The organism is Streptomyces sp. NPDC041191 (assembly GCF_055591945.1).
This window is the reverse complement of record NZ_JBVIZC010000003.1, coordinates 471931-494160: the sequence shown is the minus strand read 5'-3', so window position 1 is coordinate 494160 and position 22230 is coordinate 471931. Positions and strand designations below refer to the sequence as shown.

At 71.7% G+C, this 22230-nt stretch carries 29 protein-coding genes and 1 pseudogene; 13 read left to right on the top strand and 17 right to left on the bottom strand.

Annotated elements, in window-relative coordinates; all coding sequences use genetic code 11:
- Positions 1–30: 30 nt before the first annotated feature.
- Together ACZ6AQ_RS08350 and ACZ6AQ_RS08345 are read right to left on the bottom strand one after the other, a co-directional pair.
- Positions 31–633 carry a GNAT family N-acetyltransferase gene (locus ACZ6AQ_RS08350; RefSeq protein ID WP_468758429.1) on the bottom strand — a complete coding sequence of 201 codons (603 nt, stop codon included), beginning with the start codon at positions 631–633 and terminating at the stop codon, positions 31–33.
- A 140-nt stretch (positions 634–773) separates the two neighbouring features.
- Positions 774–869, bottom strand: a pseudogene (locus ACZ6AQ_RS08345) (IS5/IS1182 family transposase); the annotation flags it as partial.
- Between the two features lie 179 nt (positions 870–1048).
- Between ACZ6AQ_RS08345 and ACZ6AQ_RS08340 the strand changes: the two are divergent.
- Both ACZ6AQ_RS08340 and ACZ6AQ_RS08335 read left to right on the top strand, forming a co-directional pair.
- Positions 1049–1444: a hypothetical protein gene (locus ACZ6AQ_RS08340; protein WP_468758428.1), complete on the top strand. Its 396-nt coding sequence runs from the start codon at positions 1049–1051 to the stop codon at positions 1442–1444.
- Between the two features lie 904 nt (positions 1445–2348).
- Positions 2349–2729 carry a hypothetical protein gene (locus ACZ6AQ_RS08335; protein WP_468758426.1) on the top strand — a complete coding sequence of 127 codons (381 nt, stop codon included), beginning with the start codon at positions 2349–2351 and terminating at the stop codon, positions 2727–2729.
- Positions 2730–2772: 43 nt separating this feature from the next.
- Here ACZ6AQ_RS08335 and ACZ6AQ_RS08330 read toward each other — a convergent pair whose 3' ends face one another.
- The 12 genes from ACZ6AQ_RS08330 to ACZ6AQ_RS08275 form a co-directional block, all read right to left on the bottom strand.
- The gene (locus ACZ6AQ_RS08330) at positions 2773–3255 is read right to left on the bottom strand and encodes an NUDIX hydrolase (RefSeq protein WP_468758425.1); all 483 of its coding nucleotides are present in this window, start codon (positions 3253–3255) and stop codon (positions 2773–2775) included.
- A gap of 88 nt (positions 3256–3343) precedes the next feature.
- Positions 3344–4252, bottom strand: coding sequence for an SAM-dependent methyltransferase (locus ACZ6AQ_RS08325; protein WP_468758424.1), 909 nt, complete (start codon positions 4250–4252; stop codon positions 3344–3346).
- Between the two features lie 350 nt (positions 4253–4602).
- A complete protein-coding gene (locus tag ACZ6AQ_RS08320) occupies positions 4603–5169 on the bottom strand; it encodes a hypothetical protein (protein ID WP_468758423.1) in 567 nt (188 codons plus the stop codon).
- Positions 5166–5843, bottom strand: coding sequence for a hypothetical protein (locus ACZ6AQ_RS08315; protein ID WP_468758422.1), 678 nt, complete (start codon positions 5841–5843; stop codon positions 5166–5168). Before ACZ6AQ_RS08315 ends, ACZ6AQ_RS08320 begins: the two co-directional genes overlap by 4 nt.
- A gap of 249 nt (positions 5844–6092) precedes the next feature.
- The gene (locus ACZ6AQ_RS08310) at positions 6093–7235 is read right to left on the bottom strand and encodes a methyltransferase domain-containing protein (protein ID WP_468758421.1); all 1143 of its coding nucleotides are present in this window, start codon (positions 7233–7235) and stop codon (positions 6093–6095) included.
- Positions 7232–8110, bottom strand: a complete 879-nt coding sequence (locus ACZ6AQ_RS08305; protein WP_468758420.1) for a radical SAM/SPASM domain-containing protein — start codon at positions 8108–8110, stop codon at positions 7232–7234. Before ACZ6AQ_RS08305 ends, ACZ6AQ_RS08310 begins: the two co-directional genes overlap by 4 nt.
- Before the next feature lie 72 nt (positions 8111–8182).
- Entirely contained in the window at positions 8183–8659 is a 477-nt protein-coding gene (locus tag ACZ6AQ_RS08300) for a hypothetical protein (protein WP_468758418.1), read from the bottom strand.
- A complete protein-coding gene (locus ACZ6AQ_RS08295) occupies positions 8656–8949 on the bottom strand; it encodes a DUF7848 domain-containing protein (RefSeq protein ID WP_468758416.1) in 294 nt (97 codons plus the stop codon). The genes ACZ6AQ_RS08300 and ACZ6AQ_RS08295 overlap by 4 nt, the downstream gene beginning before the upstream one ends.
- Positions 8946–9191 (bottom strand): DUF7848 domain-containing protein, encoded by a 246-nt coding sequence (locus ACZ6AQ_RS08290; RefSeq protein WP_468758414.1) that lies wholly within the window; start codon positions 9189–9191, stop codon positions 8946–8948. The genes ACZ6AQ_RS08295 and ACZ6AQ_RS08290 overlap by 4 nt, the downstream gene beginning before the upstream one ends.
- Positions 9188–9391: a hypothetical protein gene (locus tag ACZ6AQ_RS08285; RefSeq protein ID WP_468758412.1), complete on the bottom strand. Its 204-nt coding sequence runs from the start codon at positions 9389–9391 to the stop codon at positions 9188–9190. Before ACZ6AQ_RS08285 ends, ACZ6AQ_RS08290 begins: the two co-directional genes overlap by 4 nt.
- Complete coding sequence (locus ACZ6AQ_RS08280) at positions 9388–9966, bottom strand: hypothetical protein (RefSeq protein WP_468758410.1); 579 nt, start codon at positions 9964–9966, stop codon at positions 9388–9390. Before ACZ6AQ_RS08280 ends, ACZ6AQ_RS08285 begins: the two co-directional genes overlap by 4 nt.
- Before the next feature lie 116 nt (positions 9967–10082).
- Complete coding sequence (locus tag ACZ6AQ_RS08275; RefSeq protein ID WP_468758409.1) at positions 10083–11330, bottom strand: helix-turn-helix domain-containing protein; 1248 nt, start codon at positions 11328–11330, stop codon at positions 10083–10085.
- Between the two features lie 160 nt (positions 11331–11490).
- Here ACZ6AQ_RS08275 and ACZ6AQ_RS08270 point away from each other — a divergent pair, with 160 nt between their 5' ends.
- The 3 genes from ACZ6AQ_RS08270 to hemC are packed head-to-tail and all read left to right on the top strand — an operon-like array spanning position 11491 to position 13311.
- A complete protein-coding gene (locus tag ACZ6AQ_RS08270) occupies positions 11491–11790 on the top strand; it encodes a hypothetical protein (protein WP_468758577.1) in 300 nt (99 codons plus the stop codon).
- Positions 11783–12394 carry an O-methyltransferase gene (locus tag ACZ6AQ_RS08265; protein WP_468758407.1) on the top strand — a complete coding sequence of 204 codons (612 nt, stop codon included), beginning with the start codon at positions 11783–11785 and terminating at the stop codon, positions 12392–12394. The genes ACZ6AQ_RS08270 and ACZ6AQ_RS08265 overlap by 8 nt, the downstream gene beginning before the upstream one ends.
- Positions 12379–13311 (top strand): hydroxymethylbilane synthase, encoded by a 933-nt coding sequence (gene hemC, locus ACZ6AQ_RS08260; RefSeq protein ID WP_468758405.1) that lies wholly within the window; start codon positions 12379–12381, stop codon positions 13309–13311. The genes ACZ6AQ_RS08265 and hemC overlap by 16 nt, the downstream gene beginning before the upstream one ends.
- 1116 nt (positions 13312–14427) lie before the next feature.
- Here the strand turns inward: hemC and ACZ6AQ_RS08255 are convergent.
- A complete protein-coding gene (locus tag ACZ6AQ_RS08255) occupies positions 14428–15582 on the bottom strand; it encodes an acyl-CoA dehydrogenase family protein (protein ID WP_468758403.1) in 1155 nt (384 codons plus the stop codon).
- Between the two features lie 115 nt (positions 15583–15697).
- Between ACZ6AQ_RS08255 and ACZ6AQ_RS08250 the strand changes: the two genes are divergently transcribed.
- From ACZ6AQ_RS08250 to ACZ6AQ_RS08230, 5 genes are all read left to right on the top strand, one after another.
- A complete protein-coding gene (locus tag ACZ6AQ_RS08250; protein WP_388696927.1) occupies positions 15698–16303 on the top strand; it encodes a TetR/AcrR family transcriptional regulator in 606 nt (201 codons plus the stop codon).
- 232 nt (positions 16304–16535) lie between these two features.
- The gene (locus tag ACZ6AQ_RS08245) at positions 16536–17228 is read left to right on the top strand and encodes a TNT domain-containing protein (protein WP_468758402.1); all 693 of its coding nucleotides are present in this window, start codon (positions 16536–16538) and stop codon (positions 17226–17228) included.
- Positions 17225–17467: a hypothetical protein gene (locus ACZ6AQ_RS08240; RefSeq protein ID WP_468758400.1), complete on the top strand. Its 243-nt coding sequence runs from the start codon at positions 17225–17227 to the stop codon at positions 17465–17467. Before ACZ6AQ_RS08245 ends, ACZ6AQ_RS08240 begins: the two co-directional genes overlap by 4 nt.
- Before the next feature lie 142 nt (positions 17468–17609).
- Positions 17610–17834 carry an EF-hand domain-containing protein gene (locus tag ACZ6AQ_RS08235; protein WP_468758398.1) on the top strand — a complete coding sequence of 75 codons (225 nt, stop codon included), beginning with the start codon at positions 17610–17612 and terminating at the stop codon, positions 17832–17834.
- A 125-nt stretch (positions 17835–17959) separates the two neighbouring features.
- A complete protein-coding gene (locus ACZ6AQ_RS08230) occupies positions 17960–18577 on the top strand; it encodes a hypothetical protein (RefSeq protein WP_468758397.1) in 618 nt (205 codons plus the stop codon).
- 283 nt (positions 18578–18860) lie between these two features.
- Here ACZ6AQ_RS08230 and ACZ6AQ_RS08225 read toward each other — a convergent pair whose 3' ends face one another.
- Positions 18861–19295, bottom strand: coding sequence for a 2-oxo acid dehydrogenase subunit E2 (locus tag ACZ6AQ_RS08225; protein WP_468758395.1), 435 nt, complete (start codon positions 19293–19295; stop codon positions 18861–18863).
- A gap of 231 nt (positions 19296–19526) precedes the next feature.
- Positions 19527–19865: an ArsR/SmtB family transcription factor gene (locus ACZ6AQ_RS08220; protein WP_468758394.1), complete on the bottom strand. Its 339-nt coding sequence runs from the start codon at positions 19863–19865 to the stop codon at positions 19527–19529.
- Between the two features lie 132 nt (positions 19866–19997).
- Here ACZ6AQ_RS08220 and ACZ6AQ_RS08215 point away from each other — a divergent pair, with 132 nt between their 5' ends.
- The 3 genes from ACZ6AQ_RS08215 to ACZ6AQ_RS08205 are packed head-to-tail and all read left to right on the top strand — an operon-like array spanning position 19998 to position 22129.
- Positions 19998–21317: an MFS transporter gene (locus ACZ6AQ_RS08215; protein ID WP_468758392.1), complete on the top strand. Its 1320-nt coding sequence runs from the start codon at positions 19998–20000 to the stop codon at positions 21315–21317.
- An 11-nt stretch (positions 21318–21328) separates the two neighbouring features.
- Positions 21329–21466, top strand: a complete 138-nt coding sequence (locus ACZ6AQ_RS08210) for a hypothetical protein (protein WP_468758390.1) — start codon at positions 21329–21331, stop codon at positions 21464–21466.
- Positions 21467–21511: 45 nt separating this feature from the next.
- Positions 21512–22129: a hypothetical protein gene (locus ACZ6AQ_RS08205; protein WP_468758388.1), complete on the top strand. Its 618-nt coding sequence runs from the start codon at positions 21512–21514 to the stop codon at positions 22127–22129.
- Positions 22130–22230 lie beyond the last annotated feature (101 nt).

Genomic DNA, 22230 nt, shown 5'->3' with positions numbered 1-22230 from the left:
TGGACCGAATGCTGGACAAGTGCTCCGCGGTCAGGTGTCCCAGGCACGAGGACGGGCCAGCTCTTCCCACTCGGGGCGGAGCAGCGAGAACACGGCGAGGTCGTGGCGGCGTCCGCGGTGGAGGCAGGCGGCGCGGCTGATTCCTTCCTGGGTGAAGCCGGACTTGGCGAGGACGGCGAGTGCGGGGGCGTTGTCGGTGTGCGTTTCCGCCGTGAGCCGAAACATCGGGAGCTCGCCGAAGGCGAGGTCCACCACGGCGTTGAGGGCGGCGGTGCCGTGGCCGTGCCCGCGATGTCGAGCAGCGAGCATCAGCTCGACCTGGGCTGTGCCGTTGACGATGTTCTGGCTGGTCAGTGCGGCGCAGCCGACAGGGATGCCGTCGGGAGGGATGATGAGGAAGTCGTCGCGGTCATCGTCTTCGATGTCGCGCTCGATGCGCTCGCGCACGGCGGTGAGTGAGCGTGGCCAGATACCTATGTGGTGGGCGACCACGGGGTCGGATCTCCATCTGTGCATGAGCTCGGCGTCGTCTACGTCGAGTGCCGCGAAGCCGACAGACCCGGCCCTCCAGACGAGTTGCCTCTCAGGCTCTGCGTCATGCTCGTCATCTGCAATCCTGATGTTCTCGGTCACAGGCGGATGCTATGGGCACCTTCAGGCTGGCACCACCGTGTTTCGCCGCTCAGGGGCGCGGCGTCATGCCTGGTCAGCGGCGAGCCCGGATAAGGAGGGCAGCCAGGTGGAGTGCTGCCCGACACGCGAGGGCAAGTTTGTCGGTTCGCATGGCCGGGCCACTGCTTGAGCCGGGCGATGCGCCGTTCAACGGTGTTGCGCTCCTTGTACGTCTCGGCATCGAAGCCAGGCGGGCGCGAGGGGAAGGACGGCAGTACCGGCTCGACCAACGCCCGTAGAACATTCGGCAGATCATTCGGCATGAGCCGCTGCGACAGATCCCCACCCATGAACGATCACGATGCCGCTGCCGGCCACCCCGGCGACTGCCGGTGGAGGCGTTGGGCTGGTCGCTCCACCACCTCAAAATGGGTGCATGGCTCCTCTTCCCATCCACCCGCGCTCCTTGAACGCCGACGAGCGCGCAGTACTCGAACTCATCCTGTCGGCGGAGTTCGTCGGTGCCTCGCGACTGCGGAGTCAGCTGGACCGCACCGAGGTGACCGGCGTCTGGGGGCCCGGTTCCGTGAGCGTCGACCTGCGAGTCCGGGAACCTTGCGAACACGCAGCACTGCCGACAGAGCTCGTGCCCGTCGACGCGCACGTCCATAACTCGTCCGACACCTACGTCGGCGAGATCCTCGTATGGACGAACCGCGGAGCCACGCTTGCGGCCCTGGAGTTCGCCTGGGTCACCGACGAGATGCCCACGTCTCTCCCGGCCGTCGTGGACGGCCGGCTCGGCCGGCCTGACGGCCGCGCTCGCCCTTGACACCCACGGCTCCGTAGTGGGCGAGATCGCCACGTGAGACACCGTCTTAAGCTCGCCATGAGGCCCTCGTGTTCCCAACGCGTTCCCACGGCGTCTCGGAAGCCGGCCAAGATCGCACTGTCTATGCAGCTCGGAGGCAGGAAGACATGAGCACCGTAGAACTCACCAAGGAAGCTCTCTAAAACAGGGCTCTGACCTGCGGTTTTCTCCTGACCTGCACCGCCCGTCGAAGGACCGGCCCTCATCTCCGCGCATCTTCCCTCATCTCCACGCACTGGACCCCCTTCCTATTCCCACGGGAACAGGTAGTCCGGCAGGCTGTTGTCAAGTCCCCCATGGAGTGAAGCCGGTGCTCAGGCAAGGTTTTCGGCGTTCACGGCCGACAACCGACCCCCGGAACCCGTACGAAGGGAATGGCAGAAAATCACCTCCGGGAAAGAGAGAGGGCCTGGCGCCGAGGCGCCAGGCCCAGTGATCTCGACCTGCTTGCGGAGCATGGAGCGAGATGCACCCCCGTCGGCCCTCCCCAGGATCCGGCGGAGTACCAGCGCGTCGCCTGCGGCATCAGCCGAAACGGCGCACGTAGTACGGCTTTCGACTACCCGGGCGCGCCATCGGATGCACCCCAGCCCCCTTCTTCATACGAAAGGGTGAATTCCGGCGAATTGGGCCCCCGTCAGCGCAGAGGTAGTCGAGTGGGAGCGGCATAGACCTGGGGGTCGTCGACCGGCGGCATGCGATACCCGAGGGCCACCTCTCCCGAAACGAGGCGGCCCACCTCGACCCCGTCGAGCTGCGCACCGGTGCTGTCCGCACCACGCTGCTGCTCACCGCGGCCTACTCGGCAGCCGCCGGACGCGACCGCACGACGGCCCTCGCTCTGCTCGACGAAGCCGCCGAGACCGTGGAACGCCGCCCGCACGCCGCCCCCGGCGGGCTCTTCACCGTCGAGGCCACCCAGACGCAGGTGGACGTCTACCGCATCGGCGTCCACACCACCCTCGGCACCCCCGACGAAGCGGTGGAGATCGCGCGCGGCCTGAACATCGGCCTCATGCCGACCGCCGAACGTCGCGCTCGGGCCTGGACCGACACGGCCCGGATGTGGCACGCGCTCGGCAACGGCGAGCAGACCTTCGCCGCTCTGCGCCACGTCGAGCAGGAAGCGGCCCAGGAGGTCCGCCGTCCCGCCCTGCGGGCGCTGACGGCGAACCTCCTCTACGGCCCGACGCGCCTTCCGGGGCTCAGGGAGTTCGCGGTCCGCACGAGGGCCGTGCCCGCCTGAGCGAGTCCGCCCCCCGGCGACGCCGAGGGGCCGGACGGCACGGTCACGGTGCCGTCGCGAACCACGCCTCGGGCTCGTCCTTCTCGACCAGGGCGACAAGCTCCCGCATCCGCTCGCTCATCGGCGGCAGAGCGTCCAGCGGAAACCAGCCGACCTCCACCGACTCGTCGTCGCAGACCCGGGGCTCCTGGCCCGAGACCGCCGGACGGCAGGCGAACACCACCTCGAAGTACTGCGCCCGGTCGCCGTTGCCGTGCCGTACCGGCGGAGACTGGGTGACCGCCGCCAGCCGCTCCACCACGACCCGGACTCCGGTCTCCTCCTCCGCCTCCCGCGCGGCGGCGACGGCCGGGTGCTCACCCGGCTCCACGATCCCGCTCAGCGGCGTCCACAGCCCGCCGGCGGAGCGCCGTTGCAAGAGCACCCGCCGGTGTTCGTCACGGACGACCGCGACCACTCCCGGCAGCCAGAGCAGGCAATCGGAGCCGACCGCTTTCCGTAGGTCTGCGACGAAATCAGGGATCATGCCCTCACCCTAGGGGGAGGGGGGGAACGCCGGTGGGCATTCCCTCATGCCGGTGGCCCCGGGCCTCTCGCCCGACGCCGCCGCACCTTCAAGTCCGCGCAACCGACCCCGGGGCGATGAGAGCGGCGTAGGCGTGGGAGAGGTCAACCGGCGGCATGCGCCGCCACATCCTCGCCGCGCGCCCGGGGGCTTCGCCGTCGGCTCCCCGCTGACGAGGGACCCGGTAGAGCGGGACACTCATCTCACGGCGCCACATCGCGGTCGTCACCACACCCGGCGGAAGCGGGCTCCACGAGCCGAAGAGTTCGACGATGCGCTCCAAGGGCCGGGGCCGGAAAGCGATCCCGCCCTGGCCGTACAGCTCGACGAGCGCGGCCATCGGCCCGGGGGCCGTCTCGGTGGTGGCGTGGCTGATCGAAATGGCGCTCCCGTCCGGCAGCCGTTCCCGCAGGGTCCTCATCACCTCCGCCGCCTGGTCGTCGTCCATCCAGTGCAGGAGTTCGTGGGCGAGGACGGCGACCGGCCGGCCGAAGTCGAGATGGCCTTCCGTCTCCGCCTGGTCGAGCAGCTGCCCGATACGCCGGACGTCCGCGCCCATCACGCCGGTGAACTCGTTATCGTCCCGCTCCGTGAAGGCGTGCGCGAGGACGGCGGGGTCGTGGTCCACGTAGAGGACCCGTGCGTCCGGCCGGACGGCCTGCGCGACTTCGTGCACCATCAGGAGCCGGGGCGGCGGGTAGCCGCATCCCAGATCGAGAAACTGCCGGAAGCCCAGTTCGTGCGCCAGCACGGCGACGGCCCGGAGACCGTACTCGCCGGCGAGCCGGGCCGAGGTCGCGAGCCACGGTGCCTCGGCTTCCAGGCGCGCGGCCAGGTGCCGGTCGGGCTCCTGGTGCTCGCAGCCGCCGAGGAAGTGGTCGTGCAGCCGCCCGATCGCGGGCTGTTCGTAGACGCAGGGCGGGATGACGAGCCCGAGCGGCGACAAGGAGTCAGGCACTGCAGAACCCCCTTTCACGGCGGCGGCGAGGAGGCGGTGCGTCCCGGCGGACCCCGTGGGCGGCGATCAGTTCCTCCAGGCGCCGGACGCACGGCTCGCACGCGTACACCGGAGCCGTGCCGTGGTCGTCGCTGTGCGCGGGGCCGAGCCACAGAACCGGGACGCCGGCGTTGTCGCAGCGCCAGCACTCGCCCGTGACCCAGACTCGCCGCTGGTCGGAAGCCTGCCCTTCCCCTCCAGCCGGGGCCGGCGAGGGCGGGCTCGAAGGCATCATTGGAGGACCCCCAGCAGCAAGGTGAGGGCAAGTCCGGCCAGGGCCACCACGTAGATGCCCTGCTTCATGCGGTCGCTCACTGCGGCGGCTCCTTCGTCAGCCGCAGGTGCCCCCCGCCTCCGGTGTCGTAACACGGTGGGCACGCGTACAGACTCCAGCCGGGTCCGCTCAAATGCTCGCGCCAGAGCACGCGCTCGGCGTCTCGCGACGGCAGCCCGCAGACGTAACACACCGCCAGCGGCCCGAGTTCGCCGGCCGTCTCCAGCGGGCCGACGACGCTCTCCACAGCCAGGCGCAGGGCGCCCGGATCGGTGAACATCCGGTCGTCCAGCAGCGGGTATCGCAGCCAGTTCATGGAGGCACAGCCGTTCGGGCCGGGGACAAGGAGTCCCTCGCCCGGCGGGCAGCAGACGACCCCGGCTCCCGTCGCGTCCGGCCAGTCGGCGCCGCCGGGCGGAAGGAGCCATACAGCCCGGACGAGGCCGGCGTCGCTGTACACCAGGCCGCACGCCTTGCCCAGGGCCCCGACCACGAAGTGCGCCCACTCCAGGTGCACGGACACCGCACTCCGCCGGTCGCCCACGGTCATCAGGTCGTACGCGCGACCCGGCAGGTACGGGGGCCGCACCCCTGCGCCGCTCACCGCGAGGCTCCCGTCAGAAGGCCGGCCCGCGCGGCCTCGGCCGCCAGGTCGACCGGCCGGACGCCGTTCAGCTCCACGATGGCCTGTCCGGCGAGGAGCATCCCGAGCCGGGAGGCGCCGAAGGGGACCTGCGCCCCCGACTCGACCGGGATCACCGTCCGGCCGTACGGGGCGTGAAGAATGCCGTACAGGCCCCACCGGACCGGGACTGTCACCCGGGCGGCGACGTAGTTCTTCAGGAGGTGGGGGCAGTGCCGCACGGACTTCCACGCGCACGGCAGGTGCAGCGGCGGTGCCATCGTTCGCTCGCCCTCCTCGATCGGGCCGCGCAGCCCGGTCGCCGCGCCAGAGCCCGCAAGGAACAGGTGACCGCCCTCGCGTTCGGCCTCCGGGCCGGTCGGCTCGCCGCAGACCTGGCACAGCAGGCCCTTGATCATGCGCCGCTGCCGGGCCGGATGGACGTGGCTCAGGTGCGGCTCACCCCGGCCGTGCGCCAGGGACCACACCCGCCACAGCGCGCCCTGCTGTGTACTGGCGAGGGTCAGGAGCGGGTCGGCGTAGACGATCCGGCTGCCGTCGAGATGAACGGCTGGGGTCCTGTCCTGCTCCGCCGACCAGCGCGCGATCTTCGGGACGCGCAGGCCGCGGTGGACGGGCAGGGTGTCGAGAGTCATCAGATCGAATCCATGGAGGTAGGCCCTCCGCCCGGGGCCGCGGCGTGGCACGGGGGGACCTGCGCCGGGACGTCCCGGGCGGAGGACGGTTCGAGGGGGTGGGACCGGCCGCCGCCGGTAACGGACGGGACGGGCGGCGGCCGTGGTGCGAGCCGGTCGGCGTCGGAGTCGCACCGCTCCCGGGTAACCGGGAGCTCCCCGGGTCCTGGCCGTGCCCGGCCGACATGCACGGGCACGGCCAGGACGGTCTCAGGTGCGGATGTGCCGGCCGCCCCGGGCCAGGATCGTGCTGCCGTCCGGCTTGACGACGACCCGGGCGCCCCGCAGGGGAAGTTCCCCACGCGCGAGCCAGTCCGTACGGATCGCGTCCAGGTCGTCCCACAGGCGACGCGGGCCGCTCTGGTGGACGGTCGGCCGCTCGGTGCCCCGGGCCTGGGCGCGGGCCCACGAGCCGTCGGGGTGGGCCATGCACGCGGTCCGCAGGCCGTCCGTCTCGGAGTACTCGTGGACGATTCCCGGGGTGGTGAGGTCGAGCATGGAAGCGAGGTCCCATGCCTGCTCGACGTCCACGACCGGGTACGGGCCCGTGGTGACCTCCTCACCGTCCTGGCCGGACAGGGCCTTCGCGAGCGCGTCGGGGCGCGGTTCGTAGTCGGGGCTCTTCCGGGCCCGCATGAACCCGGCCCGGTCCCACTCCACCCGGCCGGACGCGCCGCCCTCGGCGTTCTTCTCGGCCGTCACCAGGAGACTGGTGCCGGCGATCGTGGTCACCAGCCGGCCGCCGACCGGCAGGGCGCCGAGCCAGCTCGTCGGGACCGACCGCACCGACACCATGGCGACAATCCGGTCCACCTCCCCGGCACCGACCGGCAGCACGCCGGTGGCGTCCGCCATGTGCAACTGCGGGTGGACGTGGAGATAGCCCAGCCGCTCCCGCGCGGCCTGTACGAGGTAGGGGTCGATGTCGACGCCCACCACCCGGTCCTCGCCGAGGCGGTGGACCGCGAGCGCCGGTCCGTACCCGGACCCGGTGCCGACGTACAGCAGCCGGGAGGAGTCCTGGAGCAGGCCGTGGCGAAGCATCCTCACCACCAGGCTCGGGTGCGTCGCGGACGACGTCACCAGGCCGTGGACGACCTCCCCCTCGGCGGTGTGGTCCGCGTGCCGGGTACCCACGCGGGTGATGAGCGAGCGGTCCGCGAAGGCGGCGGCCGGCCACTCGTCCGCCTGGTCCCACTCGAACACCTGATACCCGCCGTCGGGGCGTCGCTGGAACCAGCGGGGCACGAAGTCCTGCCGGGGGGTCTCGGCGACGGGCCGCGCCCACCGGGAGCCCGGAGGCGTGATCTCGGCGGCGAGCTTGGAGGCGTGCGACTTCCAGGGCGGGATCACGAGCGGGTGCCTCCGAGTTCCAGGAGCACGGGCCCGGTCGGCGGGACGTAGCACGCGGTGGTGTTCGCCGGGTCGCAGTCGGAGGAGTCGTCCGGTGGGCACGCGCCCTTCACCGGCAGCGGCACGGAGTGGGTGAGTTCCGCGTACCGGTCGCTGGTGAGGATGTCCGCGAGGCTCCGCTCCCGCACGTTCCCGGCGACCATGAACCGGGAGAGGATACAGCCGGACACCGCGCCGTCCGGGGAGACCGACACCCGGTGGCGGAAGCAGTTCCCGCACAGCTCCGCCGTCGTGGTCTCGCTCTCCTCGCCGGCCCCCCGGCCGACCTTGCGGACGCGGTCGACCTTGATCCGCTCGACCCCCAGCTCGCGCAGCTCGGCCACGGCCTCGTCCACCCGCTGCTCGGGCAGGACCTCCACGATCCCGACCCGCGTCGTGATCCCCAGCTCCAGGGCCTTGACGAGGTTGCCCCGGGTCCGCGCGTGGGAGCCCCTGCCCCGGGTGATCTCCTCGTGCTGGGCGGCCTGGTCGCTGTAGTAGCTGGTGGCCAGGCACACCCCGGGGCGGGAGAGCGTCGACCACATCACCGGACCGATGTGGGACAGGTTCGAGTAGACCTCCGCCGTCAGGCCGTGGGCCAGGGCCCGGTCGATGAACTCGGGCAGGTACGGCGACAGCGTCGGCTCGCCGCCGATGAACTGCACGGCCGGAATCCCCAGCCGGGCCACGTCGTCGATGACGGCCAGCCAGTCCTCCCGGGTCATCTCGCCGGCCGGGACGTCCGGACCGGAGGTGGTGCGGCAGTGCGTACAACGGAGCTGGCAGGTGCCGGTGATCTCCAGTTCCACAGACCTGATCGCGGACACGAGACTCACAGGGGGACTCCTCATCGTGGTGTGCGGACATGACCCTGCCGGTGCGGCACGGCCACAGGAAAGAGGGGGTGGTCAGGCGGAATGGTGCCGAGCGGCGATACCGGACCACAGGCGTCCGGTCCGGGAGGCCGCGGCGAGGTAGGCGAAGGTCTCTTCCGGGCCGCTGCCGGCGGGGTGCGGGTCGAAGCCGACCGTGACGTGGACGGTCCGGGAACGCGCGGCCTGCCGGTACCAGCTCTCCGTGGGGGACGGGACGTGCAGCCGCCACTTGGGGTGGCCGTAGTCCAGGGCCACGACCCCGCCCTCCAGCATCAGGTTCCAGGTGGTGGGCCGGGACCCGTCCCCCACCGGGGCCAGGCCCATGCCCTGGGCGAGCGCCAGCATCCCCGACAGGTACGCCTCCGCGCGCTCCCCCGGCCGCGGCGTGCCGGGAGTGATCAGGAGGCGGCACAGCGGGCCGGCGGGAGAGGAGATGTCGGTCCAGGACGTCGTGGTGACGGACCGGAGGAAGTCCGAGCCGGGCAGGGCCCGCGCGAATGCGGTGCTCATGCCTCTCCCCCGTCCTGAGCCCGCTCTCCCACCGGCCTGTCGCCGGGAAGACGCAGACGCATGGGGGTGATGGCGGTCTCCTCGAACTCCCGATGCCCGGTGGCGCGAGCGTGCGTCAGGGCGAACGTCTCCGCCCGGGTCAGGTCCGGACTGCGCAGTTCGGACCTGCCGCACTCCAGGCAGCGCGCCTTCCGCTTCGCCTTCGCCCCAGTCGTGCTCGGCAACCACCGGTGCGTCAGGCGGTCCGCCTCCAGGGTGCCTCCGTCCAGGGTCGGGCCGTCCAGCGTCACCGCGAGACCCCCACTCCGGCCGGAGCGTCGATCAGCGTCGCACGCAGCGGCGCGACCGTGACCTCCTCGAGCTCGGTGTGCCCGGTGAGGCCGGCGTGCCGCGCGCCCCAGTGACCGGTGGCCATCAGGTCCGCGCTCGGCTCGGACTTCTCCGGGCACTGACGGCACACCATCGTGCGGACGAGCGGGGCCCCGGTGGGGTCCAGGCGCCAGCGGGCGAAGGCGAAACGTCGGCGGGTCACCCGGCCACGCTCCTTTCGGGAAGCAGTGCGTAGAGGATCTGGTCGTGGTTGCCCTCGGCGCAGGCGCGGTGCGCGAACACGGGTACTCCCGCAGGGTTGTCGCGGGTCGCGTTGATCATGCGGACGCACACCTCGGGGCCGGCCTTCGGGCAGTAGGCGCAGTGCCGTTTCGCGGCGGCGATCACGCGGTTCGTCGTCACGTCAGCACCTCCGCGCTCGGCACGAACTTCGCGGCGTCCTGGAGGTGGCGGCCGACGTCGCTGCCGTGGAGGAGCTTCACCGGCGTCGTGGTGCACTCGACCCACGGCGTGGTGTCCCAGCGGGCGCCGTACGACGGCGGGAGCGCGATCCACTGGTCCGGCCCGGACCGCACTTCCCCGGAGACCGAGGCGTCGAGGGCGTAGCGGCCCGTAGCGGGGAGGACCAGGAGAGCGGCCGTCTCCTCCTGCACGAGACACGGAACGGGGGCCATGCGCTCCACGGAGACCATCGCCGCCATCCCGATACTGCGGGGCACCACGACCGCGTCGAACGCCGTCGTCCACGCGATGATGCCGGCGCCCAAGGACGCCTCCAGCTCCTGTATGGCCGCGCCACCGCTGTGCCAGACCTGCGAGCCGGGCACCGGGTGCGCCCCGGGCGTCGGGCAGTCCTGCGTGCCGCACGTACAGCCCTGCCGGGGCCGTCGCCGGAAACCGACCGACAGCGGCCACTTCAGCATGTCGGCGTACGCGCAGGCGGCGAGGTCCGCACGGCGGGTGTCGATCAACTCCATCGCCACTCCCTGAGATCACTAACGTACGAGCAGTGACCTCACGAGAGTGGAGGCAGAACACAGGCGCACCCCCTAGAAAATCTAGGGGGCGTCAACTGTTCGACTCACAGCGGTAGTTAGCTGACCAGTTCCATGTTCCGGATCAGGCCGGAAAGGGTCGACGCCTGCGACGGCACGCCGACCCTCGCGAGCGACGACACCAGCGCCCGGGACATCGGGTCCGCGTAGACGTAGTACGGCGCGGCGGAGGCGGCCTCACGCAGTTTCACCACGGCCGACGGGTTCTTTCCCATGCGGTGCAGCGCACGGGCCTCGTCGATCGCGTAGTGCGTCCGGCGCTCCTTGCTCGGCACCTCCGCGATGTCCACCTGGGGAACCCTCTTGAGCCCGGCGTCCGGCTGGTCGACCTCCACGCCGGCCTCAGCCGCGTGGACGGCGACGGTGCCCCGGCCGAACACCGTGTGCCGCTCGAGGTCGTACCACTGCGGACCGAGCCGGTCGGCGTCCTCCAGGGCCGCGTCGATCCGCGCCCAGGTGTCCTCCTTCGATCCGGCACCCCGGGCCAGGGCGATGGAGCACCGCAGGTGCAGAGCCCCGCGCAGGGAGAGAGCGACGTCGTCCGGCTGCCGCGCCGATGCGAGCGGCTCCAGGTCCCGCAGGGCGGCCTCGGCCACGGCCACGGTCTCCCGCAGGGATGCCTGGTGCAGCAGCGCGCCACACCGGTCCCAGGCGACGGCGGCCTTCACCACGGGGTCACCGAGTTGCGTCGCGGCACCGGCCGCGACCTCGGCGGCCACCCACGCCAAATCCGGGTAGCCGATCTGGTTCAGGCACATGCGGGCGGTTCGGGTGGCGTCCGCGAGCAGCCGGAGCGCGTCCTCCCGGTCCCGGCCGCTCGTGGTCAGCACCGCCGTGTTCAGGTCCTCGACCAGCGACGGCAGGATCGTGGCGACCGCCGGAAGGTTCGCGGCCTGCCTCGCCGTATTCGCTTTCCGCACCCGAGCCCGCATGCCGTCCAGATCCACGGGCCCGCCCTGCGGGGTCAGCCCAGGATGTCCCGAGAGAATGAGCCCGGCCCGGCGCAGACCGGTCCGCAGGGCGGGAACGTGCGCATGCGCCAGCCCTCCTTCGCCGTGCTGGAGCCGGTAGGGCTGCCCGAGCAGCCACACCACATCGATGTCGCAGCGCTCCGCGATGGCGGTGATGACGCTGTACCGGTCGAGCGGCTGCCGGCCCCGCTCCACGTTCGCCACCCAGGACTCGGAGCGCCCGAGGAAGTCCGCGAGCTCAACTTGAGTCAAGCCTGCGGCGTTTCGGGCAATCTGCACTCGCGCGCCGATGTGCTCGTCACTGGAAGAGGGCATACTGAGCTCCGTACTCCGTGCTGACCTAGACACTCAGGACGGTACTCCGGATCGCGCCCCTGCACAGCCCTGAGCCGCAGGGGCGCGATCCGTAAACCCCCGGCACAGCACGAGCGGTCACAGGCCGTCAGAGGCAGCCGTACGGTACTTCCGATTACGGCTGCTTCCTTCTTCTGGGCGAGGTGACGACTCCCTCGCGCTCCTCAGGGACGAGGGCGCCGACTCCCTCACCCTCCAGCCCGTCATGACGGCCGTGGATGTCCTGGCCCGCCTCCGTGACGACCAGCGCGTCCCGATCGTCGCCTACTCCGCCTCCGGCGAGTGGGGCGCACTCCGGACGCTCGGTGCGGCCGGGACGGTCGAGTACCTCGGGATGCTCAAACGCGCGGGCGCCGACCAGGTCCTCACCTTCGCCGCCGAGGCCGTGGCCCGCCGCCTGGAGGAGGCCCGCAGTGCGTGACGTCCCCCACCGGCGGCCCGCGCGGCTCGACGCGATCCTCGCGGACGCGGCCCGGACCGGGTTCGCGATGTCCTGCGAAGAACGCACCGGCTCCCTGCTGGCGACGCTCGCCGCGTCCAAGCCGGGCGGCCACGTCCTGGAGCTGGGCACCGGCGTCGGCGCCGGCGCGGCGTGGCTCACCTCCGGCATGGACTCCACGGCCCGACTCACCGCCGTCGAGGTGGACCAGGAGGTGCAGGCAGTCGCCCGCCGGCATCTCGGCGACGATCCCCGGATCGAGTTCGTCCACTCGGACGCGGACGCCTGGCTCACCGCGCAGGAGCCCGGCGAGCGGTACGACCTGGCGTACGTCGACTGCAGGCCCGGGAAGTACGTCCGGCTGCCGGACCTCCTTGCGCTGCTCAAGCCCGGCACCCTGCACGTCGTGGACGACATGCCGCCCCGGGCCACGTGGCCGGACGACCACCGGCCCCGGGTCGACGGGTTCCTCGAACGACTGCCCGATGTGCTCAACGTCCGCGCCACGCCGATGCGGTGGGCCTCGGTGCTCGTGGTCGCCGCCCGGATCCGAGGGTCTATCGTGCCCTCATGCCCAGTGATCTGATTCGCATCGTCTCCCGCGATTCGCCGATGGCCCTGGCCCAGGTGGAGCGTGTCCGTGCCGAGTTGGCCGCGCTCCGCCCCGGCATCACCACCACGGTGCTTCCGGTGAAGACGACGGGCGACAAGTGGATGGGCGACCTCAGCGCGGTCGAGGGGAAGGGCGCCTTCACCAAGGAGGTCGACGCCGCGCTCCTCGCCGGGGAAGCCGACCTCGCGGTCCACTGCGTCAAGGACGTCCCCGCCGACCGGCCCCTCCCGGCCGGAACGACGTTCGCCGCGTTCCTCAAGCGCGACGACATCCGCGACGCCCTGATCCACCCCGGCGGCCTCGCACTCGACGAACTCCCGGCCGGGACCCGCATCGGCACCTCCTCGGTGCGCCGCATCGCCCAGCTCGCCGCCTCGCACCCGCACCTGGAGTGCGTCCCGATGCGCGGCAACGCCAACCGGCGCCTGGAGAAGCTGGCCGCCGGTGAAGCCGACGCGCTGCTCCTGGCCGTCGCCGGCCTGGAGCGGATCGGCCGCCCGGACGTCATCACCGAGATCCTGCCGACCGACGTGATGATGCCGCCGATCGGCGCCGGCGTTCTCGCGCTCCAGTGCCGCGAGGGCGACACCGACCTGATCAGCACGATCAGCGACCTCGGCGACCTCGACGCCTATCGCGAGACGCAGGCCGAGCGGATGCTCCTCCACGTCCTCCAGGGCCACTGCAACTCCCCCATCGCCGGTTTCGCCCGCGTCGAGCGCGGTGGAGAACTGTCCCTGCGGGCCTGTGTGTTCACCCCGGACGGCAAGACGGTCCTCAATGCCCACGAGTGGGCGGGCCGCCTCGATCCGGCCACGCTCGGCACCTCCGTGGCCGTCGCCCTGCTGCGGCAGGGGGCCCGGGACGTCATCGACGGCATCCCGCATTGATCAAGGCCCTCACGACGAAGACGCCCCGCTCTTTGAAACAGGGCGGGGCGCCTCGCTGAGTAGCACCACAGAATTACGCTGCCCACAGTGCGAGGAACCCCCGCGCACGCGCCCCCGACACGCACAAGGCCGGCCGCACGGCTGGGAGATGTACGACCGGGCTCACTCTGCGGCACCGCAAGGGGGATTGCGGCCCCTTGGAGGGGTGCTCTCGAAGGAGTGGGTTCCGAGAACGCCTCCAGGATGACCCACCACGGGGTGGTCTGCGCGCCTTTTTCCGAAAACGGGGCGCCAGGGATTCCGCGGGTTCGGCAGTCGGTGGATCGACCAGCCCTCAGACCACCTGGGGCGATGCGGCCATGATCAAAGACGAGGAGCCGGAGCAGGAAACCCCTGCCGTGTCGCCGGCGAAGGACGCACCGAAGACCAGAGATGTCCCGCTTCCGGAGTGTGAAACGGGACGTTCCGGTCCCGCTCCCCCGGCCTCTCCGGCGGCGGGTCCCGGGGGTCCCGCGGGTTCGGCGGGGCGTCGGGCGGCTGGGGGTTGATCTCGTCGCACTCCGGGCCGCACAGCTGGACGAGGCGCCGGTTCGCCGCGTCGCTCGCGTCCCTCGGGGACCCGCCCGAGTCCGGGCGGCCGACTGAGCATCGGCGGCGAGTTCCACTCCGACACGTTCCAGCCAATCGTCAACGGCCGGGCGCCGAAGCCGAGCAGCCGGGGACACGCCGCCCGACCCGGAATCCGCCCGGTCCCGGGCGTCGCCGGCATGACTCCGCACGGCCTACGCCATGCCGGCAGGGTCTGGCCGGACAAGGAGGGGCGCCGCCCGCGCGTCGCCCTTGAGGAGCGGATGGGCCACGAGGTCCCCGGTATGGAAGGCACCTGTTCCCACACGATCCTCGGCATGGAGCCGGCCATCGCCGACACTCTGGAACGCCTGTGGGGGGCCCGGCGCCCGGGCCTCGACATCCGGGAGTACGGTCCGATCCGCTCGGGAGAAGTTGTTGGAAACTTGATCTCCCAAAATTCTCCCCAACGGCGAAAAGGCGGCCCCCGAGGCGCGCACCGGAGGCGTCGGGGCGCTGGACGAAACTTCCCACGTGGGGTCCGACCCGCTACTTCTCCGCCCGCACCAGCCCCCGGCTGATCACCAGCCGCTGGATCTGGTTGGTCCCCTCGAAGATCTGCATGATCTTGGCCTCGCGCATGTAGCGCTCCACGGGGAAGTCGCGGGTGTAGCCGTAACCGCCGAGGACCTGGACCGCGTCCGTGGTGACCTTCATGGCCGTGTCGGTGGCGATGAGCTTGGCCGCGCTGGCCTGGCGGCTGAAGGGGCGGCCGAGGTCGCGGCGGCGGGCCGCGTCCAGGTAGGTGGCGCGGGCAGCGTCGACGGCGGCGGCCATGTCGGCGAGGAGGAAGCCGAGGCCCTGGTGGTCGATGATCCTGCGGCCGAAGGTGGTGCGCTCGTTGGCGTGGTCGACGGCGGCGGCCAGGGCGGCCTGGGCGAGGCCCGTGGCGCAGGCGGCGATGCCGAGGCGGCCGTTGTCGAGGGCGCTGAAGGCGATCTGGAGGCCCTGCCCCTCCTTCCCGACGAGGCGGTCCTCCTCGATGAGGGCGCCGTCCCAGTGGGCGGAGGTGGTGGGAACGGCCTGGAGGCCCATCTTGCGCTCGGGCACCCCGAAGCTGAGGCCCTCCGCGGTGCCGGGGGCGAGGAAGCAGGAGACGCCGTGGCTGCCGGGGGCCGTGCGGGCGAAGAGGGTGTAGAAGCCGGCCCGGCCGCCGTGGGTGATCCATGCCTTGGTGCCGGTGATCCGGTACCCGCTGCCGTCGTCCTGCCGCTCCGCCCTGCAGGTGAGGGCGGCGGCGTCGGAGCCGGCCTGCGGCTCGGAGAGGCTGTAGCCGCCGATGGTCCGGCCCTCCAGCATCGCGGGCAGCCAGCGCTCCTTCTGGTCCGGGGTGCCGAAGGCGTGGAGGGGGTGGCAGGCCAGCGTGTGGACGCTGGTGGCGACGGCCACGGCCGCCCAGCGCGCCGCCAGCTCCTCCAGGACCTGGAGGTAGACCTCGTAGGGCTGGCCCCCGCCGCCGTACTCCTCGGGGTACGCGAGGCCCAGGAGCCCCGCCTCCCCGAGCTTCGCGAAGAGCCCTTCGGGATAGGTCTCGGCGGCCTCGTGCGCGTCCACCCGGGGAGCGAGTTCCTTGTCGGCGATCTCCCGGGTGAGGGCGATGAGGTCCGCGGCTTCGGGGGTGGGAAGCAGGCGGTCGACATCCATGGCGACTCCAGCGGCGCGCAAAGTGGTACTGGCAGAGGTACTGCAGTACCGCTGAGAGTAGCGCAGGCGGGAGCCGCCGCAACCCCCCGGAGGGACGGCCTGGAATACTGGCGGGGTGATCGAGACCACCGCCGCCGACACCCCGCACCTGACGGGCCGCGGGGCGGCACGCCGCTCCGCCCTCTTCGAGGAGCTGGTCGCCCTCCTCGTCGACGAGGGCTTCGCCCGGCTGACGCTCGACGATCTCGCCGCCCGGCTGCACTGCTCGAAGCGGACCCTGTACGGCCTGGCCGGCAGCAAGGAACAGCTCGTTCGCGCGGCGGTCGTGCACTTCTTCCGGCGCGCCACGGCCCGGGTCGAGGCCGTCCTCGCGGCCGCCACCGGCCCGGCCGAGCGGCTCGCCGCCTACCTGCGGGCCGTCTCGGCCGAGCTGGCACCGGTCTCGCCGCGGTTCTTCGACGACGTGGCGGCCTTCGAACCGGCGGCCGAGGTGTACGAGCGCAACACCCGCGCGGCGGCCGGCCGGGTCCAGCAGCTCATCGAGGAGGGCGTGCGGACCGGCGTCTTCCGCGAGGTGCACGTGACCTTCGCCGCCGACGTCATCTCCTCCGTGATGGTCCGCATCCAGCGGCGCCAGGTCGCCGCCGCGACCGGCCTGGCCGACGCCGAGGCGTACGACCAGCTGGCCGAACTGCTCCTCAGCGGACTCCGAAAGGCCTGAGCCGGACCCCGGAGGGCCTGAGCCGGACCCCGGGGACGCCTCCCGGGACCGAGGGCGCCTCCGGCTCCCGGACGCGCACGGGCCCGGAGGCGGTCCCGGCGCGCCCCGCCGGACGCCCCGGACGCTCCGGCGCGAATGGCCGGTTTCCACCCCATCTCCTCCGTCACCCCGCGCATGCGCTCCGTTACCGTGTGCCGCGCCCCTGGCCGACCCGTTCCGAGGAGACCTCCGCGTGGAGCACAGCCGTACCGTTCTCAGAATCCGTGCCGTACTCGCCGCCACGGGCGTCACCGCCGCCCTCACGGCGGCCCCCGCGGCACAGGCCGCGCCCGCCGCGCCCACCGGAGAGCACCGGGCGGCGGCGCACGCCCCCTGCACCGGGGAGTTCCGGGGCGACGGCCGGCTCGGGCCGCGGTACCTGCCGAAGAAGAACCAGAAGCCGGTCGGGCCGCTGCTCGACGGCTACCACCGGACCGGGAAGCTCTCCCCCGCCGCCTTCCTCAAGAAGTACTGGGAGGGCCCGGCCGACACCGGGGGCTGGAAGTACCCGCCGAACGACGGCTTCGGCGAGGTCAACGGCGAGGTCGACAAGTCCCCCGACCTCCTGGCACCGGGCGAGCGCCTGGACCGCTTCGGTTCGGAGTACGGCGGCTACCTGGCCCCCGCGGGCGACGCCTACGCCGAACGGGCGCTGCCCCCGCAGAACCTCAACACCCGTGACACGGCCGTTCCCTGCGACTACCGCGTGTACGAGGTGAGGCGGGCGTTCGTGGTCTGGGAGGGTTCCGTCGCGCCCTGGTTCGAGCAGCCGGGCGGCGGCCGCCAGATCAAGCTGGACCCGGTCTTCCTCGACCCGGGCGAGGGGCAGCGCCTCAACGTGAAGTGGCTCCTGGACCACGGCTACCTGGCGCGGGTCCCCGCGTGACCGGTCTCCGCGCGCTGGAGCGGGCGCTCGGCGACGCCGGTGTGCCCGCCGGGTACTACTGGATCGAGGGCGTCCACGAGCCGTCCCCCGTCCCGACCGACTTCGCCTACCTGCGGGCGGCGCCGGACGGGAGCGGCTGGGAGACCGGGGTGTACGAGCGGGGCGTGTACGAACCGGTCGCCGTGCACGCCACCGAGGCGGACGCCTGCGCCCACCTCCGGTCCCTCCTGGGCGTCTGACCCGCCCCGGAAGGGCCGCCGGGCGGCGGACCCGTCGCGCCCCGGACGGTGCCGCTCCCGGGCGGCACCGTTTGGCACGCGCGAGGAGCGGGCAGCCGGTCCGCATCCGGCGACGGGACCGGAGCGACGACGAGGAGACCGCATGAGCGACGGGGGCGCGCCGACGGAAGTCCGCGCGGTGTTCGGGGAGTTCGACACCGACGACGACTGGCGGCTCGATGTGCGCGAGTTCGGCCGTGCCGTGAGGCGGCTGACGGGGCGGGACCACGACGACGAGGCCCTGCGGCACCTGTTCCGCAAGGCCGACGTCGACGGCGACGGCCTGGTGACGCTCCCCGAGTTCGAGGACTGCCTGAAGCGGCTGTGACCGCCCCACCACCCCACCGGCCGGGCGGGGCGGACGGGAGCGGCGGTACGCCCGTGCCGGGTGCGGGGGCGGCCGGCGGGGCGCCGGGCAACGGTCCTGTCGCAGGCGGTGGATACCCTGCGGGGATGAACAACGCGATGTGGGACGCCCTGGCGGCGACCCCCCTTCCGGAGGTGCGGCGCCGCGCGGCCGTCGTGGACGAGCTCACCGGGGTCGAACCGGTGACGGTGCCCGGCGCGTGCCGTCCGGCCTGGAACGACGGCGGCGGCCAGTCCGCGGTCTGGTACTTCGCGGAGGACGGCCGCGTCCTGCTGCTGACCTTCGACCACGAGTCGGAGCTGAACCTGTACGCCGAGGGGGACTTCGCCCTCCAGGAGTCCTTCTACGAGGGCGTCCCCGAGTCCCTCGTCGCCCTGGTCCGCGACCGTCCCGAGAACTACGAGTCGCTGAACCTCACGGACCCCACGACGGGCCGGACGATCCATTACGCGGGCGGCGTCTTCTGGTACGACGGCGCACGCTGGCACGTGTCCGACGGTCTGGCGGAGCACTGCCGCCGCGAGGACGTGGACCTCTTCGGCGAGTCCGGCTTCGACTACTGCCTGGACGCCTACCGCTTCGGCCGGGACTTCACCCCGGAGACCGTCGTGGCGGCGCGGGACGAGGACGGCCTGTACCAGGACGAGAAGGAGAGGGAGGCGGACCTCGCCCACGTCCGCGAGGTCTTCGCCCGGCACGCCTGACGAACTGCTGTCGTCGTCGCCCTCGTACGTGGCGATGGTGAGCAGGGCGTCCCTGTCTCTGCCGCGGGCCGGGCAGGGCCGGGGCCCGGGTCGGTGGCAGTCCACCGCGGCCGGCCGCCGGCCTTCCGGCCGGGCGCGCCGGCCCGTTCTCTGTCGTAGAACTCCTCCGGCCACGGAAGTTCTTCGCCGTCCATCTCCGCGTCGGCGGCCTGCCACACGCTCAGGTTCCCCAGCTGCTCCTGTCGCGCGGGACGGGCGGGCAGGTCGTGGCGATGCCGGTCGGCTACGGCCGAGGCCGGGTGAACAAGCCTGGCTCGGTCTCGGCCGGGATCCCGCGGTCGGCCAGCCGCGTGAGCTTGAGGCGGACGTCGTTGATGCTGTTGGGCGCGACCGCCACGTCCATCGCCTCGCACACCTGCCGCGCACGCAGCGGATGGTCGGCCTCGGTGAACACCGCCACGACCTGCCGGTAGGTGATCGTGCCGCCCTGCCGGTCGGACACCGACGCCTTTCCCTCGCGAGCCGTCATCGCCGGCCGTGTGATCGCGGCGGCGAGTTCGCGGACGGAAAGGTCCTGCGCCTTCTTGGCGTTGGGCACGATGAGACCTCGCGGCGTCGCGACGGCGGCTCCGAGGTTCACGTCACGACGGATGCGGATGAACGCGCCGTTCGGTTCGTCCCCATGCGGCTCTCGCGGCCGGAGTCCGGCGGATCGCACGCAGGACTGCCGGCCAGACGACGAGCAGTGGAGACACCTTCACGCCCTCGAAGGGTCCGCGGAGCGAAGGTGACGGAGATAGCCCATCGTCTGTGTCACGTCGGCCTCGGTCCACACGCTCACCTGCGGGGCTTCGCGCACCGAGGCCGCAGTCGTCGCCTTCCGCACCCGCGGGCGGGGACGAGTTCGACCTGCGGGTCTTGCTGCGCACAGCGTGCCGTGGCGGCGCTGCTAGCCATGTGCGCGTTCCGGCTTGCGCGCCTCCGCCGCGAGGATCCCGAGCAGGCCAGGGAAACGTGCGTCGATGTCCGACCGGCGCAGCCGGATGCCCTTCCGGTTCCCGTAGTCAATCTCGCAGATCAGTCCGGCCTCCCGAAGCGCACGGAAGTGGTGCGTCTGGGTCTGCTTCGAGATCGGCAGATCGAACGAGTTACACGTGCGCTCGCGATCCTCCTTGTCCACGGCGAGCTCGACCATCACCGCACGACGGTGCTCGTCGGAGAGCGCTCGGAGGACGGTGCCGAGCTCCATCTCCGCAGCCGCCGGCCCCGAAGGTGTTTCCTTCACCATTCGCTTCCTCCTCTCAAGTCTGGTTTGCATCGTACCTTACGTGCATGCTTCCATCAGGTACGACCCACATCGTACCTAGGAAGAATCTTGTCGCCCACTCACGCCACCCCCGAGCCTCCATCACCATCGCCGTTGCTGCTGCCCGTCGTGCTGCTGGGCATCTTCGTGATGCCGATCAGCATCACTGGCGCCGCGATCGCGCTTCCCGACATCTCGCGGGACCTCGGCAGCGACCCGACCATGCTGCAGGGCGTCGTCAACGGCTTCAACATCGCCCTGACGGTCTCCACGCTGCTGTGGGGGCAGATCGGCAACCGGATCGGGCTGCGACGGACGTTCGTCGTCGGCCTCGCCACGGTCCTGCTCGGAGCAGTCGGAAGCGCCCTCGCCGGAAACCTGATCCTCCTCGACCTCGCACGGATCATCACCGGCGTCGGCGCGGCCGCCATCGCGACCGGCGGCACCTCGATCATCTCCCACGCCTACGACGGCAAGCGACGCGCACACGCCTTCGCCCTCCTGGGCACGATCGTGGGCATCGGCCTGGCGGTCGGCCCCACGCTCAGCGGCCTGCTTGTCACGGCGCTCGGATGGCGTGGCGTCTTCGGCGTGGTCGCCGGGGTCGCCGCGCTCGTACTGGCGGCTGCGGCGTTCAGAGTCCTGCCGGCACCGTCCGCCACGTCGACGGGCGACGCGCCCCGCCGAGGCCTCCTCGATCTGTCGCCGCTGCGCAGCCCTCGCTTCCTTGCAGTCGCGCTGGTCCCCGTCGCCGCGTCGTTCGCCTACGTCTCAGTCCTCACCTACGCACCCATCGCGCTGAGCGCCGTCCACGGTCAGGACTCGGCGACCGCGGGGCTGTTCATGCTCCCGCTGACGCTCCCCGTGCTCGTCGGCCCGCTGCTCACCGGCGCGCTGATCACCCGCACCCGCGTCTCGCCGCACACGATCATCAACACCGCCATCATCCTGCTCATCACCGGCGACGTGCTGTTCCTGCTGTTCGACCCGAGCCTGTCCCCCGTGCTGCTCGTCATCCCGATGATCCTGCTGGGATTCGGATGGGGGCTCCCCCTCGGACTCGTCGACGGCGAAGCACTCGCCTCCGTCCCCGCACACAGCAGCGCCGCCGCAGCCGGCGTACTCAACTTCCTCCGACTCGGCAGCGAAGCGCTCGCCGTCGCCGTCTTCGGCGCCGCCCTCGCCGCGATCATCGGCGCCCAGCTCAGCAACCCGACTCTCGGCGCCGAGGTCGCAGCCGGGGCCACCGGCCATGCAGCCGTCTACGCCACCGTGTTCCGCATGATGATGATCGCCTGCGCCGTCGTCACCACGGTCATCGGCGCCGCCGTCATCCTCCTGCGCCGAGCCGGCGGCACGCCCACCCCCCACTCCACCGGGGACGAGCCGCCCACTGCGGCGGAGTCGCCCACCGATTCCGTCCCGGTCCCGTGAAAGGAGCCACGATGACGAAGAATCTGGGGTTCCTCTCCTCCGGCCACTACCGGCCCCGCCACCACCTGTCCGCGGCCGACCTCATCAGCGGCGGACGTCTCCAGCTCGGCATCAGCCGAGGATCACAGGAACCCGCCCCGCGCGGATGAGAGAGCTTCGGCTTCCGTCCGTCCGCCGACAGCGACGCCGCAGACATGGCACGCGAGCACACCGACCGCTTCCGCGCCGCCATTGCCGGGGCTCCGATGGCGATCAGCGACCCCGCCGAGACCGGCGTGCAGGTGCCGTTGCCGGTCCAACCGCAGTCAGAGACCCTTCCGCAGCGCATCTGGTGGGGATCGGCCACGCGACAGAGCGCACAGTGGGCCGGCGAACAGGGCATGCACCTGCTCAGTAGCACCTTGCTCTCCGAGGACACGGGTGTTCCGTTCTCGGAGCTCCAGGCCGAACAGGTCAGGGGCTTCCGCGCCGCCTGGGATCGCGCGGGCCATCGAGGTGCGCCCCGCGTCGCCGTCGTGCGCAGCATCCTGCCGATCGTCTCCGACCGTGACCGATCCTTGTTCGGCCCCGCGGCGCTCCGAGCACAAGAAAACGTCGGCGTCCTTGGAGGTGCCATCTCCCGTTTCGGGAAGGGCTTCATCGGAGAGCCGGAGGCCATCATCAGGGAGATTCGGCAAGATCACGCAGTGAAGGAGGCGGACACCCTGCTCGTCACGATCCCCAACACGCTCGGCGTGCGGGAGAACCTGCGCATCCTCGGCAATATCGCAGAGCATCTCGCGCCAGCTATTCACTCCCTGAGAGCGGGTTGACTCAAGGGAGCCATGCCGGCCAACGGAGGGGGCGGTGAACCGAATCCATTCGTGACGCCACCTCCTCCGCCTCTTTGTTCACCTATCGTGTCGCCGTGCGG

Coding starts and splice junctions, on each gene's coding strand:
- ACZ6AQ_RS08235 (WP_468758398.1), top strand. CDS start 17,610: ATGAGCGACGGGGGCGCGCCGACGGAAGTCCGCGCGGTGTTCGGGGAG.
- hemC (WP_468758405.1), top strand. CDS start 12,379: ATGCCCAGTGATCTGATTCGCATCGTCTCCCGCGATTCGCCGATGGCC.
- ACZ6AQ_RS08315 (WP_468758422.1), bottom strand. CDS start 5,843: ATGACTCTCGACACCCTGCCCGTCCACCGCGGCCTGCGCGTCCCGAAG.
- ACZ6AQ_RS08255 (WP_468758403.1), bottom strand. CDS start 15,582: ATGGATGTCGACCGCCTGCTTCCCACCCCCGAAGCCGCGGACCTCATC.
- ACZ6AQ_RS08280 (WP_468758410.1), bottom strand. CDS start 9,966: ATGGAGTTGATCGACACCCGCCGTGCGGACCTCGCCGCCTGCGCGTAC.
- ACZ6AQ_RS08340 (WP_468758428.1), top strand. CDS start 1,049: ATGGCTCCTCTTCCCATCCACCCGCGCTCCTTGAACGCCGACGAGCGC.
- ACZ6AQ_RS08220 (WP_468758394.1), bottom strand. CDS start 19,865: ATGGTGAAGGAAACACCTTCGGGGCCGGCGGCTGCGGAGATGGAGCTC.
- ACZ6AQ_RS08300 (WP_468758418.1), bottom strand. CDS start 8,659: ATGAGCACCGCATTCGCGCGGGCCCTGCCCGGCTCGGACTTCCTCCGG.
- ACZ6AQ_RS08230 (WP_468758397.1), top strand. CDS start 17,960: ATGAACAACGCGATGTGGGACGCCCTGGCGGCGACCCCCCTTCCGGAG.
- ACZ6AQ_RS08210 (WP_468758390.1), top strand. CDS start 21,329: ATGACGAAGAATCTGGGGTTCCTCTCCTCCGGCCACTACCGGCCCCGC.
- ACZ6AQ_RS08275 (WP_468758409.1), bottom strand. CDS start 11,330: ATGCCCTCTTCCAGTGACGAGCACATCGGCGCGCGAGTGCAGATTGCC.
- ACZ6AQ_RS08330 (WP_468758425.1), bottom strand. CDS start 3,255: ATGATCCCTGATTTCGTCGCAGACCTACGGAAAGCGGTCGGCTCCGAT.
- ACZ6AQ_RS08205 (WP_468758388.1), top strand. CDS start 21,512: ATGGCACGCGAGCACACCGACCGCTTCCGCGCCGCCATTGCCGGGGCT.